The sequence below is a fragment of the Castellaniella hirudinis genome (assembly GCF_047468865.1).
GTDB lineage: Bacteria > Pseudomonadota > Gammaproteobacteria > Burkholderiales > Burkholderiaceae_B > Castellaniella > Castellaniella hirudinis_A.
In genome coordinates, this window is record NZ_JBLGTV010000003.1 from 219,593 (window position 1) to 232,050 (window position 12,458).

The 12,458-nt window shown below is 68.0% G+C and carries 12 protein-coding genes; 10 read left to right on the top strand and 2 right to left on the bottom strand.

The features are described 5' to 3' along the window. Positions 1 to 2 precede the first annotated feature (2 nt). Genes ACMHYJ_RS06515 through ACMHYJ_RS06540 form a run of 6 tightly spaced genes read left to right on the top strand, consistent with a single transcriptional unit; the run spans position 3 to position 6,289 of the window. On the top strand, positions 3 to 1,262 hold the full coding sequence (locus ACMHYJ_RS06515) for a hypothetical protein (protein WP_414245391.1): 1,260 nt from the start codon (positions 3 to 5) through the stop codon (positions 1,260 to 1,262). Next, positions 1,249 to 1,713, top strand: a complete 465-nt coding sequence (locus tag ACMHYJ_RS06520; protein ID WP_414245392.1) for a hypothetical protein — start codon at positions 1,249 to 1,251, stop codon at positions 1,711 to 1,713. Before ACMHYJ_RS06515 ends, ACMHYJ_RS06520 begins: the two co-directional genes overlap by 14 nt. Next, positions 1,710 to 3,434 carry an ATPase, T2SS/T4P/T4SS family gene (locus ACMHYJ_RS06525; protein ID WP_414245393.1) on the top strand — a complete coding sequence of 575 codons (1,725 nt, stop codon included), beginning with the start codon at positions 1,710 to 1,712 and terminating at the stop codon, positions 3,432 to 3,434. The genes ACMHYJ_RS06520 and ACMHYJ_RS06525 overlap by 4 nt, the downstream gene beginning before the upstream one ends. After that, positions 3,431 to 4,546 (top strand): pilus assembly protein, encoded by a 1,116-nt coding sequence (locus ACMHYJ_RS06530; RefSeq protein ID WP_414245394.1) that lies wholly within the window; start codon positions 3,431 to 3,433, stop codon positions 4,544 to 4,546. The genes ACMHYJ_RS06525 and ACMHYJ_RS06530 overlap by 4 nt, the downstream gene beginning before the upstream one ends. Positions 4,547 to 4,590: 44 nt before the next feature. Further along, positions 4,591 to 5,187 carry a pilin gene (locus ACMHYJ_RS06535; RefSeq protein ID WP_414245395.1) on the top strand — a complete coding sequence of 199 codons (597 nt, stop codon included), beginning with the start codon at positions 4,591 to 4,593 and terminating at the stop codon, positions 5,185 to 5,187. After that, the gene (locus ACMHYJ_RS06540; RefSeq protein WP_414245396.1) at positions 5,177 to 6,289 is read left to right on the top strand and encodes a hypothetical protein; all 1,113 of its coding nucleotides are present in this window, start codon (positions 5,177 to 5,179) and stop codon (positions 6,287 to 6,289) included. Before ACMHYJ_RS06535 ends, ACMHYJ_RS06540 begins: the two co-directional genes overlap by 11 nt. Before the next feature lie 58 nt (positions 6,290 to 6,347). Here ACMHYJ_RS06540 and ACMHYJ_RS06545 read toward each other — a convergent pair whose 3' ends face one another. Beyond that, the gene (locus tag ACMHYJ_RS06545; RefSeq protein ID WP_414245397.1) at positions 6,348 to 7,565 is read right to left on the bottom strand and encodes a urate hydroxylase PuuD; all 1,218 of its coding nucleotides are present in this window, start codon (positions 7,563 to 7,565) and stop codon (positions 6,348 to 6,350) included. Positions 7,566 to 7,618: 53 nt separating this feature from the next. Next, positions 7,619 to 7,972, bottom strand: a complete 354-nt coding sequence (gene uraH, locus ACMHYJ_RS06550) for a hydroxyisourate hydrolase (RefSeq protein ID WP_414245398.1) — start codon at positions 7,970 to 7,972, stop codon at positions 7,619 to 7,621. Positions 7,973 to 8,214: 242 nt separating this feature from the next. Here uraH and ACMHYJ_RS06555 point away from each other — a divergent pair, with 242 nt between their 5' ends. The 4 genes from ACMHYJ_RS06555 (at position 8,215) to ACMHYJ_RS06570 (ending at position 12,425) form a co-directional block, all read left to right on the top strand. Then, positions 8,215 to 8,973: a GntR family transcriptional regulator gene (locus ACMHYJ_RS06555; RefSeq protein WP_414245399.1), complete on the top strand. Its 759-nt coding sequence runs from the start codon at positions 8,215 to 8,217 to the stop codon at positions 8,971 to 8,973. Between the two features lie 21 nt (positions 8,974 to 8,994). Next, entirely contained in the window at positions 8,995 to 9,921 is a 927-nt protein-coding gene (puuE, locus tag ACMHYJ_RS06560; RefSeq protein ID WP_414245400.1) for an allantoinase PuuE, read from the top strand. 21 nt (positions 9,922 to 9,942) lie between these two features. After that, the gene (gene alc, locus ACMHYJ_RS06565) at positions 9,943 to 10,983 is read left to right on the top strand and encodes an allantoicase (RefSeq protein WP_414245401.1); all 1,041 of its coding nucleotides are present in this window, start codon (positions 9,943 to 9,945) and stop codon (positions 10,981 to 10,983) included. A gap of 164 nt (positions 10,984 to 11,147) precedes the next feature. Continuing rightward, positions 11,148 to 12,425, top strand: coding sequence for a M20/M25/M40 family metallo-hydrolase (locus tag ACMHYJ_RS06570; RefSeq protein WP_414245402.1), 1,278 nt, complete (start codon positions 11,148 to 11,150; stop codon positions 12,423 to 12,425). The last annotated feature ends 33 nt before the right edge of the window (positions 12,426 to 12,458 follow it).

A 12,458-nucleotide genomic window follows, 5' to 3' on the forward strand; every position in this document is an offset into this window, starting at 1 on the left:
TCATGGCGGCGACACGGTTGATCGAGGTGCAGCGGCGCGCCTTGGCTTTCGGCATGGAATGGCTGCCCGTCCTGGGCGATCCCGGCCTGGCCTGCGCCCAGGCCAGGCGCGAAGGGGCGACGCACCTGGCGCTTTCCGGCAATCCCTCGGCGGCCTTGGGCCTGGCGTATGGCCTGCCCAGGCAAGGGCCCGGTTATTGGTCGGCGGCGGATTTGCTGGCGCAAGAGTACCCCCAGGGCGCCTGGGCGTGCATTGTCGCCCTGGATGCACAGACCTGGCATGTCCTGGCGTGCCATGAAGGGGTCGTGCTGGCGCGTGCCGATCGCAGCTATCCCCAGCGGGAACTCGCCGGTCAGGCCATTGCGGATCTGCGCCTGGCCTATCCGCGCCTGCAGCAGCTGGACACCCAGGGCGCGCATGCGGATCTGCTGTCCCGGCTGGCGCGCCGGGCCGCCGTTGCGGCCGGCCTGCAGACGGTGCGCCGGGGGCGCCCGTTGTGGCGCGTGCTGCTGGGGGGCGGGCTGCTTGGGCTGGCGTGGTGGGGGTACGCCCACGGCGTGCCGGGCGATGCCGCGCCCGGCACGCTGGATGCCGCCCAGGCGTGGCGGCACACCTTGGCCCAGACCCTGGCGCGCCAGCCGTTGCACGGCGAAGCCGGCACCCGGTCTTTGCTGCGCGCAGTGCATGCGCAGCCTGTACGCCTGGCGGGCTGGGTGCTGAAAAGCCTGCATTGCCAGCCGGGCGCGCCGGCGGACGCCTGGCAATGCCGCAGCGAATACCGGCGGACGGATCCGCGGGCGGACAATCGGGGCCTGTTGCAGGCCGCGCCGCCGGGCTGGCGCCTGGACTTCCCGTCCTTGGATCAGGCCCAGGCCCGCTGGAATTTGGCGGTGGCGGGGCAGGTGGCGGATCCCGAGACCCTGCCCCGGGCCCGCCTGGTGGCGCGCGACTGGGCCAGCGCCCTGCAGGCTGTCCTGCCGGCCTTTACCGCCTTGCGGGTGCACAGTCCGCAGCCGGTGCCGTTGGTTGCGCCGCGCGATGCCGAGGGCCAGGCTCTGCCCAGGCCGGCCGGCTTTCCGCAGTTGGCCACCCGCCTGGTCAAGGTCGAAGGCCCGCTGCGTTCAGCCGGTTTGCTGGCCCCTTTGGCGCAGGCCGTGTCCTGGACCAAGGCCACCGTCACCCATGCCCCGGGCACCCGTCCCGGCCTGAAGACCAGCCGCCTGGTGCTGCATCTGGAAGGGGCGCTGTATGAGCATCATTGATCTGTCCACCGCCTTGTCCCTGTGCCTGGCGGTGGCGCTGTCCGGCCCGGGGGCGGCCCGTGCCCAGGCGCCCGACGAATCCGCCGCCGAGCACTGGGAATCGCAGTCCATCCGCCAGTTGATGCAGCAGGATTTGCAGCATGCGCTGGACGCCGCGGCCCAGCCGGCGCGGGGGCCGGGCGATGCCGCCCGCGCGGGCGCCCCGGCGCGGCCGATCCTGGCCCCCAGGCTGGTGGCCCTGTATGGCGTGGGCGCGATGCTGATGGCCGAAGTCCAGGTGGGCCAGCAGGCCTATCTGTATGTCCGGGGGCAGGCCTTTCCGGCCGGCCACGCCGGCGACCCCGGAGTCTACCAGTTGCGCGGCATCAACGGGGCTTGCGTGCAGCTGGAGCGCGGCGAGGATCGGCATTCGCTGTGCCTGCGGATGTTGCTGGGCGAGGGGCGGCCATGAAGCCCTGGTCGTCCGTCCTGCGTATGGCCGAACCGCCGCCGCCTTTCGATCTGTCGGCGGCCGGCCTGATCGAGCGGCCCGAACAACTGGCCCGGCTGCAGCCGCCGGTGCGGCGCGTCCTGGCCCGCCGGTTCGACGTGCAGGCGCTGGCCGACCGGATCTGCCCGGTCGAGCGCGAGGATGGCCGGGTGACAGTGCTGGCCCGCGCCGAGTATGTGGGCGGCGACCAGGCGGATGCCCTGGTGCGGCGCATCCAGGCGGCGGGCTATCGTTTGTCGGATCCGGCCCGCTATGTGCTGCCCGCCGCGCTGCTGCTGGCGCTGTCGCGTGATCCGCGGGCCGCCGCCGGCGGGCGCCTGTCTCAGGCGGATCGCACGCCCACCGCCCTGGCGGGGGTTTTCCAGGATATGGTGGAGTGGGGCGTGCGCCAGGGGGCCAGCGATCTGCACCTGAATGTGTACCGGGATGCCGCGCAGTCCGAGGTGCGCTTCAGCGTTTCGGGGCGCTACATTGCCCCGGCGCGCTTCAGCCCCATGCCGACCGATTTGCTGATGGAGGTGCTGGCGGTCGCCTGGATGGATATTCAAGGAGGCAATGGCGCGGTCTTCGACCCCTTGCAGGAGCAGCAGGGCAGCCTGCAGCGCCGGGTGGATGGCCGGGCCTATACCTTGCGCTGGGCTTCCCTGGCGGCCGAACGCGGCCCCAGCGTCTGCCTGCGGTTCCTGTCCCGGGATCGTGAAATCCAGGCGGATGGCCTGGATCGCCTGGGCTATCGGCCCGATCAGGTGGCATGCTTCGACCGGGTCATGCGATCCGAGGGCGGCGCCATCGTGCTGGCGGGCACCGTGGGATCCGGCAAATCGACGACGCTGGCGGCCCTGATCCGGGCGCTGCCGGCGCACCGCAAGGTCATCACCCTGGAAGAACCCGTGGAATACCGGATCGAGGGGGCCGTGCAAAACACCATCAGCCGGGATCTGGATCAGCATGCCCGGGATCGCTATGCCGCCAAGCTGCGAACCCTGAAGCGTTCGGCCATGAGCGATGTGCTGCTCGGCGAAATCCGCGATGTGGACAGCGGGTTGGCCTTCATGGATCTGGCCGGATCCGGGGTCAATCTGTACACCACGGTGCATGCGCCCTCCGCGTCCGCCATCGTCGATCGCCTGGCGTCGGCTTTCATCGGCGTGCCGCGTGATTTTCTGCGGACGCCCGGGGTTCTGAAGCTGTTGGTCTACCAGGTGCTGCTGCCGCGGCTGTGCGTCCGGTGCGCGCAGCCTGCCAGCATGCCGGCGCTGCAAAGCCGGCCGCCGGCCCGGCACGATGCGGCCTGGTGGACACAGTGGCTGGGCTGGATCGCGGCCGGCTGGGGAATCGCGGCGGCGGATCTGCGCCTGCGCAATCCGGCGGGCTGCGCGCATTGCCGCTTGCCCCAACTGCCCGAACTCGCGGGCTATCAGGGGCGCACGGTGGCCGCCGAACTGCTGGAGCCCGGCTTGGACGACGAGCCCGTGCCGACGGGGACGGACTATCTTCCTCATCCGTCGCGCAGCGCCTTCGCGCATGCCATGCAGAAGGTGGCGGCCGGCCTGGTCGATCCGCGGGATGTCGAAAGCCGCTTCATGGCCTTCGAGACCCTGACGCTGCGCTGCCGCCGGCGGGGCATTCCGCTGTCCGCCGGGGCGGACGGGCCATGGGCCGCCGGGACGGACGGGCCATGAACCGGGCGCGCATGCATTGGGCCGCCTGGCGCGCGCGTCTGGACGCGTGGCGGTTCGCCGGCCAGCGGGCGGACTATTTCGAATACCTGCATGCCGTCCTGACGGCGTCCCAGGGGCGCTTGACCCTGCGCGAACTGTTCGATCGGGATGCGTTGCGCTATGGCCCGGGGACGGTGCGTGGCCGGCTGTCGCGCGCCTGGTCGTTGGCGTGCGAGGCCAGCGGCGGCGATTTGCAGGCCACTTGGCGCGGCTGTTTTCCCGCCGATGAGCGCGCCTTGGTGCAGGTGTCCCAGCTGTACGGCAATGCGCGGTTGTTGGCCTGCTTCCAGTCCTTGGCCCGGCACCTGGGCCTGCTGCTGCGGGCCCGGCGGCTGCTGTGGGGCACGCTGGGCACCGCCGCCGTGGCGCTGCTGCTGGTCTGCGCCCTGGTGTGGGCGGTTCCGGTCTGGACGATTCCGTCTTTGCAACAGGCTTTTCAGGGCCTGCCCGAGGCGTTTTACGGGCCGTATGCGCGGGCCTTGTTCGCCGGCGCCCGCCTGGCCGGCGCCTGGGGGGCCGTGTTGCCGGTGGCGGCGCTGGGGGCCGTGGCGGCAACGATTGCGCTGCTGCCCAAGGCGTGCGGGCCGGGACGCCAGGTTTTGGATCGGTTCGGGCCCTGGCGCCTGTATCGGCAAATCCAGGCTTTGCGCTTGATGGCCTTGATCGCCATTGTGCTGCAGCCGGGGCCGGGGGGCGCCGCGCAGTTGCGCGCCGTCCTGGTGCTGCTGATGCAGCGGGCCAGCCCCTGGATGGCGGCCCATCTCCGGCGCATGGTGGGAAATCTGGATCAGGGCCTCAGCGGGGCAGCGGCCTTGGATACCGGCCTGCTGGATCGGGATCTGTACTGGTATCTGCAGGATCTCGACGCGGCGCACGGTTTGCAGCCGGCCCTGCTGGCGGTGCATGCCCGCATGGCGACGGTCTGGTTTGCGCGGATTCGCCTGCAGGCGCAGGCCATGCGCTGGCTGGTGTTGCTGGCGGGCGTGGCCTGTGTCCTGGGAATCGGCTTGTGGCATTTCGCCGCCATCGACGAATTGCGGCGGGCCTGGATGATGTTTCACGCCAGCCAATAGGGGCGGGCGTCAATCGGCCGGTCAACGGCAAAAGGAGCGTGGAAATGAATCATGAGCATCGCAATCGGCAGGGCGGCCCGCTGGCGGAAGCCGGGCGGAAACACCGGGCGCAGCAAGGCTTTTCCTTGATCGAAGTGTCTATTGTGACGGCCATCGTGCTGTTGATCGCCGTCATCGGCATTCCGGCCATCGGGGGGTATGTCATGGAAAACAAGGTGCCCAAAGTGGGCGAGGAACTGGCGCGCTTCATCATGCAGACCCGGGTCAATGCGGGTGCTTCGGGGGATGCCCCGTATGCCGACATCGGCACGGAAAACCTGGCGTCGATGGTGGCGGATTCCACGGTGCTGACTCTGGGCGGCGATGGCGCGGTGCGCCATGGCCTGGGCCAGGGGGGCCGCATCGAGGTCGAGGCCAGCGATGCCGGGGCGGGGTTTATCGTGCGCCTGCTGCAGGTCAATCATGTCGCCTGCCCTTCGATCGCCTCCGTGCTGCAGCGCCTGGCCGACCAGATCGTCGTCACCGGGGACGGCGGCGCCGGCAAAACAGTGAAGGACAGCGCGACGCCCTATAGCGCGCTGACGACCGAATCCGCCTGCGGCCGGGGCGATGTCAACCAGTTCGCCTTTCATGTGCGCTGACGCCCGGGCGCTGGGCGGCCCCGCCGGACAGCGGGGCGCGCTGCTGTTGGAATTCATGGTCGCGGCCTTGCTGGGGGTGTTGCTGCTGGTCTGGGCGGGCCAGGAGTGGGCGCAGCGCATGCGGGCGCTGCAGGCCCAGTCCCTGGCGGCCTGGATGGCGCCTGCCCGCGATGCGGCTTTGGCGCTGCTGCGGCAGCATGGGGCGCTGATCCGGCAGGCGGATACCGCCGCCGCCCTGGCGGATCAGGGGATCGCCGACTGGCAGGCCCCCCGCTGGACGGAGCTGAAAGCGCTGGGGTTGTTGGCCGGCGGCTGGCAGGAATCCGGCCCGCTGAACCAGCGGCTGGACTTGCGGATCGACCGGATCGGGGCCTGCCCCGAAGCGCCGTGCCGGCTGCAGGCGTTTGTCGCGGCGCGCGCGGGCTTGCGGGATGCCCGGGGGCAGGTGGACGAATACCTGATCAGCGAATGGCTGCAGGCCGCCCGAGGGGAGGGCTGGATCGTCTGGCCGCAGGCCCCGGGGCAGTTACGCGGGGCGGGGCAGTTGGCCGTCGTGCCGCCGACGCTGGACTGGGCCCCGGGCACGGTGGCTTTGCGGGCGCAGGCTGTGCCGGCCCCGCCAGCCGGCGCGGCGGGGGATGAGGCTGTCGAGGACGGCGATCCGGCCGCCGACCCGCTGGATCACACGGATTTTCTCCGGCTGCGCGATCTTCGGGATCCCGATTTCCAGGGCGCCGCCACGGTGCAGGGCTGGGTGCGCAGCGGGGCCTGGCTGCAGGGGCGGGAAGGCCTGGTGCTGGTCAAGGGGGTGTCGTCCGGCGCCAGTTGCGCGGTCGAGGGGGGGATGGGGCGCAGCGGCGGCCGGCTGGGCCTGCTGGTGTGCCAGGGGGGCCGCTGGCGGCCGTTGGCTGGGCCGTCGGGCGGCGGATATTTGTTCAGCACCCGCTGGGGCTGCGCGAACAGGCAGGGAAGCTTTACCGGCAATCCGGTGACCGGCGGCTGTCTGTGCGAAACGGGCTACCAGGCCGTGCAGGTGTCCGAAAGCGGCGACGCCGCCCATGTGGACGGTGTCTCCCGGGGTTATCTCTGCATCCCGGGCTGATCGTCCCGGGCCGCCGCCGCCGGCATGGCACGCCCGCCGGCGGCGGCGAAGGGCAGCCTTATTGGCCGTTCCAGGCGGCGATCACGGCGCGTTCCTCGTCCGTCATCTGCGTCAGGTTGGCCAGCGGCATGTACTGGTTGCCCACCACCACCTTGATCTGGGCGGCGTGTTGCAGGGTTTCGGCTTCGGTATCCAGCATGATGCCCGCCGGAGCGGCGGCAAAGCCGGCCTGCGTGGGTTTGGCCGAATGGCATTCGGTGCAGCGGGCCTGGATGATGCCATGCACCTGCTGGATGGTGATCGCGGCCACCGGCGTGCCGTCGGCCGCCGCCGCGGGTGCGGCTGTCGGAGCGGGGGCGGCAATCCAGCCGATGAGGGCCAGGGTGAGAATGCCTGCCGCCGGGTAACGCAAGTCGTTCTTGCCGACGTGGCGCAGCACGAAATACTGGCGTATCACCCCGCCGGCGACGATGAACAGCGTCATGATGACCCAGGCGTATTCGTTCGAGTAGGTGAACGAATAGTGGTTACTGAGCATCAGGAAGATCACCGGCAAGGTGAAATACGTGTTGTGCACCGACCGCTGCTTGCCCCAGGCCCCGTCCAGCGGGTTGGGTTTTTCGCCGGCCTTCAGGGCCTTGACCATGCGGCGCTGGCCCGGGATGATCCAGAAGAACACGTTGGCCGACATGCAGGTGGCCATCAGAGCGCCGGTGATCAGGAAGGCGGCGCGGCCCGGGAAGATCTGCGAAGTCAGCCAGGCGGTGGCGACCAGCAGCACGGCCACCGCCACACTGAGCCAGCCGTCGCGGTTGACCGTCGGGCTGATGATGCGGCACAGCCGCGAATAGAGGTTGTATCCCACCACCAGGAACAGCACCGCCAGGACGCCCGCTTCGACCCCGGTCATGTTGCGCGCCCATTCCCAGGGGCTGTTGGGGTTGACCAGGTAGATGTCGGCCTTCAGCAGGTACAGCAGCGTGAAGATGCCGAAGCCGGACAGCCAGGTGGCATAGGCTTTCCAGAACGACCAGTGCAGGTCGGGCGGCAGTTCGGCCGGGTTGGTCAGGTATTTCTGGTTATGGTAGAAGCCGCCGCCGTGGACGGCCCACATTTCGCCGAACACACCCAGCTTCTTGCTGTGTTCGCCCTTGGGCGGGTGCAGGCTGAGGTCGAGCATCACAAAGTAGAACGATTCGCCGATCCAGGCGATGGCGGCGATCACGTGCAGCCAGCGCAGCAGCAGGTTGCCGTATTCCAGGAAAAAACCTTCCATGATGAGGTCTCCTCTATTTGTATTTAGTCGGAATTCTGGGGTTACAGCAAGGTTCAGCTGCCGCGATAGGTGGACCAAGTCCAGGGCGTCACGACCAGCGGCACGTGGTAGTTCTGCGTTGGATCGGCCACGCCGAAGCGCAGCACCACCACATCCACGAAGCGTGGCTCGGGCAGGCTGACGCCCTTGCCCGCGAAGTAATCCCCGGCATGGAAGCGGAGTTCGTAGGTGCCCTTGATCAGGGCGTCGCCACTGAGCAAGGGCGCATCACAGCGACCGTCCGCATTGGTGGCGGTTTGGGTCAGCAGGGTGCGGGATTCGCCGTCCAGGCGATAGAGTTCCAGGGCGACGCCCTGAGCCGGCACACCGTGTACGGTGTCCAGGACATGGGTGGAAAGTTTTCCCATGGTAGTGATCCCCGGTCAGTATCCTGTCAATGGGGCCCCCGGTTCTGGCCAACCCGGCATGGGATGCCGGGGCGCGTCGGGCGGGTGGATGCCGGCCCTTCGGGACAGGAAGGTTTATGTCGGATGACGCGCCTGCAACGAGGCTTGCCAGTGCCGACGTTATTGTCAACAATTTGTGTTGACGATTTTCGCGTGATCAACAATAATTGTCAACAATTTCCTGGCTTTTGATTTTTGGCGCCATGCTTCAGCTGAAACCCTCACGTTCCGCATCGATCGACCTCAAGGCTCCCCGGGCGTCGTCGCTGCGCCAGCCGAAAGTCGCCAACAACCCTTCCGAAGTGCAGCGCGTCTACGACGAAATCTTCGACGCCGCCATGGATCGCCGCCTGTTGCCCGGGGCCAAACTGACCGAAGCCGCCCTGTGCGCGATTTTCGATTGTTCCCGCAGCACGGTGCGCGCGGCGCTGGCGCAACTGGCGCACGACAAGATCGTGCTCATCGAACCCAACCGGGGGGCCCGGGTCTGGCAGGCGGGCGCCAAGGAAATCCGGGACGTGTTCGCCATGCGCCGGGCACTGGAAGGCATCGCCATCGAACAACTGGTGGTGCTGGACAGCCTGGACACCCGCCTGGCGCCCCTGGACGACATGGTGCGTCGGGAACAACTGGCCTACCAGCAGGGCGACCGCATCAGCTGGCTGCGCCTGTCCAACGCCTTTCATGTCGAGCTGGCCCGGGTGCTGGACAACCAGGTGCTGGTCGAGATGCTGTCCGGCCTGTGCGCGCGCACCACCTTGATCATCGCCCTGGGCGGCAGCCCGGAAGGCACGGCCTGCTCGTATGTCGAGCACCAGGACATCCTGGATCGCATCCGCCAGCGCGACGCCCAGGGCGCCAAGGCCGCGATGGATCATCATTTGCAAGATTGCGAACAGCGGATGGAGGCCTCGGATGCGCGGGCCGCCGATCCCTGGGCCGCTTTTGGCGTGACACGCTGACTTTTTCACAGGAGACCTTCCATGCAAGACCCCAATTACCCCCGCGATTTGCTTGGCTATGGCCGCGATGTGCCGCAGGCCAACTGGCCGGGCCAGGCCCGAGTGGCTGTGCAGTTCGTGATGAACTACGAAGAAGGCGGCGAAAACTGCGTGCTGCACGGCGATGCCGGATCCGAGCAGTTCCTGTCCGAAATCATCGGGGCGGCGGCCTACCCGGATCGGCACCTGTCGATGGAATCCATCTACGAATATGGTTCGCGGGCGGGCGTGTGGCGCATCTTGCGCGAATTCGAACGCCGCGGCCTGCCGCTGACGGTATTTGGCGTCGGCATGGCGCTGGCGCGCAACCCGGAAGTGGCGCGCGCCTTCGTCGAGCTGGGCCATGAAGTCGCCTGCCACGGCTACCGCTGGATTCACTACCAGAATGTGCCCGAAGCCGTGGAACGCGAACACTTCCAGCGTTGCGTCGAAATCGTCACCCAACTGCTGGGCCGCCACCCCGAAGGCTGGTACACCGGGCGCGACAGCCCCAATACCCTGCGTATCGTGGCCGAAGAAGGCCAGTTCCTGTACGACGCCGACTACTACGGCGACGACCTGCCGTTCTGGACCGAAGTCGATATCGGCGAGGGCAAGACGCATCCCCAGCTGATCGTGCCCTATACCCTGGACACCAACGATATGCGCTTTGCATCGCCCCAGGGCTTTAACACCGGCGATCACTTCTTCCATTACCTGCGCGATGCCTTCGATGTGCTGTACGCCGAAGGAGAAACCGCGCCCAAGATGATGTCGGTGGGCCTGCATTGCCGCCTGACGGGCCGGCCGGCGCGTTTTGCCGGCCTGCAACGCTTCCTGGATCACATCCAGCGGCACGACCGCGTGTGGATTGCGACCCGGGCGGACATCGCCCGCCACTGGGTCAAAGAACATCCCTTCAAAGCCTGATTTTCTGGAAATATACGCACCATGGCCTCTACAAACCTGCCCGTGGGCACCGTGATCGACGCCCCCGCGGTCGATCTGCCCGCCTTTGCCACCCGTCATCCCAACCTGGCCAGTGAAAAACTGGGCGCCCAGGTCGTGTCCTGCACGGACGAATTCTTCGCCAGCGCGTCGCGCATGCTGCAGGACGCCGAGCCCGTCTTCATCGTGGGCAAGTTCGACGACCACGGCAAATGGATGGACGGCTGGGAAACCCGCCGCCGGCGCAATGGCGGCAACGACACCGCCATCATCCGGCTGGGCCTGCCCGGCGTCATCCGGGGGCTGGATATCAACACCAGCCATTTCACCGGAAATTTCCCCCCGGCGGCCTCGGTGCAGGCGGCCTATTGCGAAGGCAATCCAGACGACGGAACCGAATGGGTCGAGCTCGTGCCCGCCAAATCCTTGCAGGGAAATTCGCACCATTTCGTCGACATCGCCGATGACCGCGTCTGGACGCACCTGCGGCTGAATATTTTCCCCGATGGCGGCGTGGCGCGCCTGCGCGTGTACGGCCAGCCCGCCTGCAACTGGGATAAAAAAGACCCCGACGCCCTGTACGAGGTCTCGGCGCTGGCCAGCGGTGGCCGGATCGTGGCATACAACGACTCGCACTTCGGCTCCCCCATGCCTTTGCTGACCCCGGGCCGCGGGGTCAACATGGGCGATGGCTGGGAAACCCGCCGCCGCCGCGAACCGGGCAATGACTGGGTCATCATCGAACTCGGCCATCCGGTGACAGTCGAAAAAATCGAGATCGACACCGCCCACTTCAAGGGCAACTACCCGGATCGGGTGTCGGTGCAGGGCGCTTTGGTTCAGGAATCCACGGACCAGTCCCTGGTGACCCAGGCCATGTTCTGGCCGGAAGTGCTGGGTGAACAAAAGACCCAGATGGACAAGCAGCATTTCTATGAAAGCGATGTCCTGCGGCCGGCCGGCCCGGTCTCGCACGTCCGGGTCAATATGTTCCCCGACGGCGGTATCAGCCGCGTGCGCATCTGGGGGCGTCTTGCCCGTTGACCGGGGCGCCGTTGGCCGCCGGTCTTGATCCCTCTGGGGCGGGCCGCCGCGCGCGGCCCCGCCGGGCGGATCGGACAGGCTGTGCCGGGCAGCCCCTGCCTTGGGCTTGCACCGTTCAGGCGCCTGCGGGCGCCTGTTTCTCAATCACTTTCAGGAACCCGACAATGAGCCATGCCGCCGCCGATCCAGCCTTGATTTCCCGCCTGCATGCGTGGGTGGATGCGCATTTTGAAGACCAGGTGGCGCTGTTGCAGCGCCTGGTCGCCATCCCCACGGATACGCCGCCTGGCGATACGGCCCCGCATGCCGAGGCCGTGGCCGGCATCTTGCAGGGCTGGGGCTGGTCCGTGCAGCGCCATGCCGTGCCGGACGCCGAAATGCAGGCCTATGGCATGCGCAGCATCACCAACCTGATCGTGCGCCGCCAGTACGCGGCCGAGGGCCCGGTGATCGCCCTGAACGCCCATGGTGATGTGGTGCCGCCCGGCGAAGGCTGGACGCACGATCCCTACGGCGGCGCCGTTGTGGATGGCCGTCTGTATGGCCGCGCATCGGCGGTTTCTAAAAGCGATTTCACCACGTACCTGCATGCGGTGCGGGCCTTGGAAGCCAGTGGGGCACCCTTGAAGGGGGCGGTTGAATTCCACTTCACCTACGACGAGGAATTCGGTGGCCTGAAAGGCCCGGGGTGGTTGCTGGCACAGGGCTTGACCCATCCTGATTATGTCGTATGCGCCAGCTTCAGCCATGCCGTGGTGACGGCGCACAACGGCTGCCTGCAGTTCGAGGTTGTCGTCCAGGGGAAGGCCACCCACGGCTCCGACCCCGGGTCGGGCCACGACGCCTTGCGGGCGGCCAACCGCATCCTGACGGAAATCTACCGCCAGGCCGACGCCCTGGCGGACATCCATTCCGGCATCGACGGCATCCGCCATCCGACGATGATTGTGGGGCGGATCGACGGCGGCACCAACACCAACGTGGTGCCCGGCCGCGTCGAGCTGAAAATGGATCGCCGCCTGATCCCGGAGGAAGACCCGGCGCAGGTCGAAGCCCAGGTGCGGCAGTTCATCCAGGCCGCCGTGCAGGGCTTGCCGGGCATCGCGCTGGATATCCGCCGCTTGCTGCTGGCCCGGCCTTTGCGCCCCTTGCCGGGCCACGAGCCCCTGGTGGCCAGCTTGCAGCGGCATGCCCGGCAGGTGTTCGGCGAGGCCATTCCCGCCGTCGGCACCCCCCTGTACGCCGATGCGCGCCTGTATGCCGAACACGGCATCCCCACCGTCATGTACGGGGCGGGGCCGCGCACGGTGCTCGAATCGCGGGCGAAGCAGGCGGATGAGCGCGTCGAACTGAGCGACTTGCGGGGGGCCACCAAGGTGATGGCTGGACTTCTGGCGGATTTCCTGGCCGCCCCGGCGGCCGAAGGCCAGGGCGCGCTTTAGCCCGGCGGGGCCGCTGCGTATCGGGTCTGGCCG

What these genes read in the sequence shown, in the direction of transcription:
- ACMHYJ_RS06515 (WP_414245391.1), top strand. Translation starts at nt 3, where the DNA reads ATGGCGGCGACACGGTTGATCGAGGTGCAGCGGCGCGCCTTGGCTTTC.
- uraH (WP_414245398.1), bottom strand. Translation starts at nt 7,972, where the DNA reads ATGGGAAAACTTTCCACCCATGTCCTGGACACCGTACACGGTGTGCCG.
- ACMHYJ_RS06555 (WP_414245399.1), top strand. Translation starts at nt 8,215, where the DNA reads ATGCTTCAGCTGAAACCCTCACGTTCCGCATCGATCGACCTCAAGGCT.
- alc (WP_414245401.1), top strand. Translation starts at nt 9,943, where the DNA reads ATGGCCTCTACAAACCTGCCCGTGGGCACCGTGATCGACGCCCCCGCG.
- ACMHYJ_RS06530 (WP_414245394.1), top strand. Translation starts at nt 3,431, where the DNA reads ATGAACCGGGCGCGCATGCATTGGGCCGCCTGGCGCGCGCGTCTGGAC.
- ACMHYJ_RS06525 (WP_414245393.1), top strand. Translation starts at nt 1,710, where the DNA reads ATGAAGCCCTGGTCGTCCGTCCTGCGTATGGCCGAACCGCCGCCGCCT.
- ACMHYJ_RS06570 (WP_414245402.1), top strand. Translation starts at nt 11,148, where the DNA reads ATGAGCCATGCCGCCGCCGATCCAGCCTTGATTTCCCGCCTGCATGCG.
- ACMHYJ_RS06520 (WP_414245392.1), top strand. Translation starts at nt 1,249, where the DNA reads ATGAGCATCATTGATCTGTCCACCGCCTTGTCCCTGTGCCTGGCGGTG.
- puuE (WP_414245400.1), top strand. Translation starts at nt 8,995, where the DNA reads ATGCAAGACCCCAATTACCCCCGCGATTTGCTTGGCTATGGCCGCGAT.
- ACMHYJ_RS06540 (WP_414245396.1), top strand. Translation starts at nt 5,177, where the DNA reads ATGTGCGCTGACGCCCGGGCGCTGGGCGGCCCCGCCGGACAGCGGGGC.
- ACMHYJ_RS06535 (WP_414245395.1), top strand. Translation starts at nt 4,591, where the DNA reads ATGAATCATGAGCATCGCAATCGGCAGGGCGGCCCGCTGGCGGAAGCC.
- ACMHYJ_RS06545 (WP_414245397.1), bottom strand. Translation starts at nt 7,565, where the DNA reads ATGGAAGGTTTTTTCCTGGAATACGGCAACCTGCTGCTGCGCTGGCTG.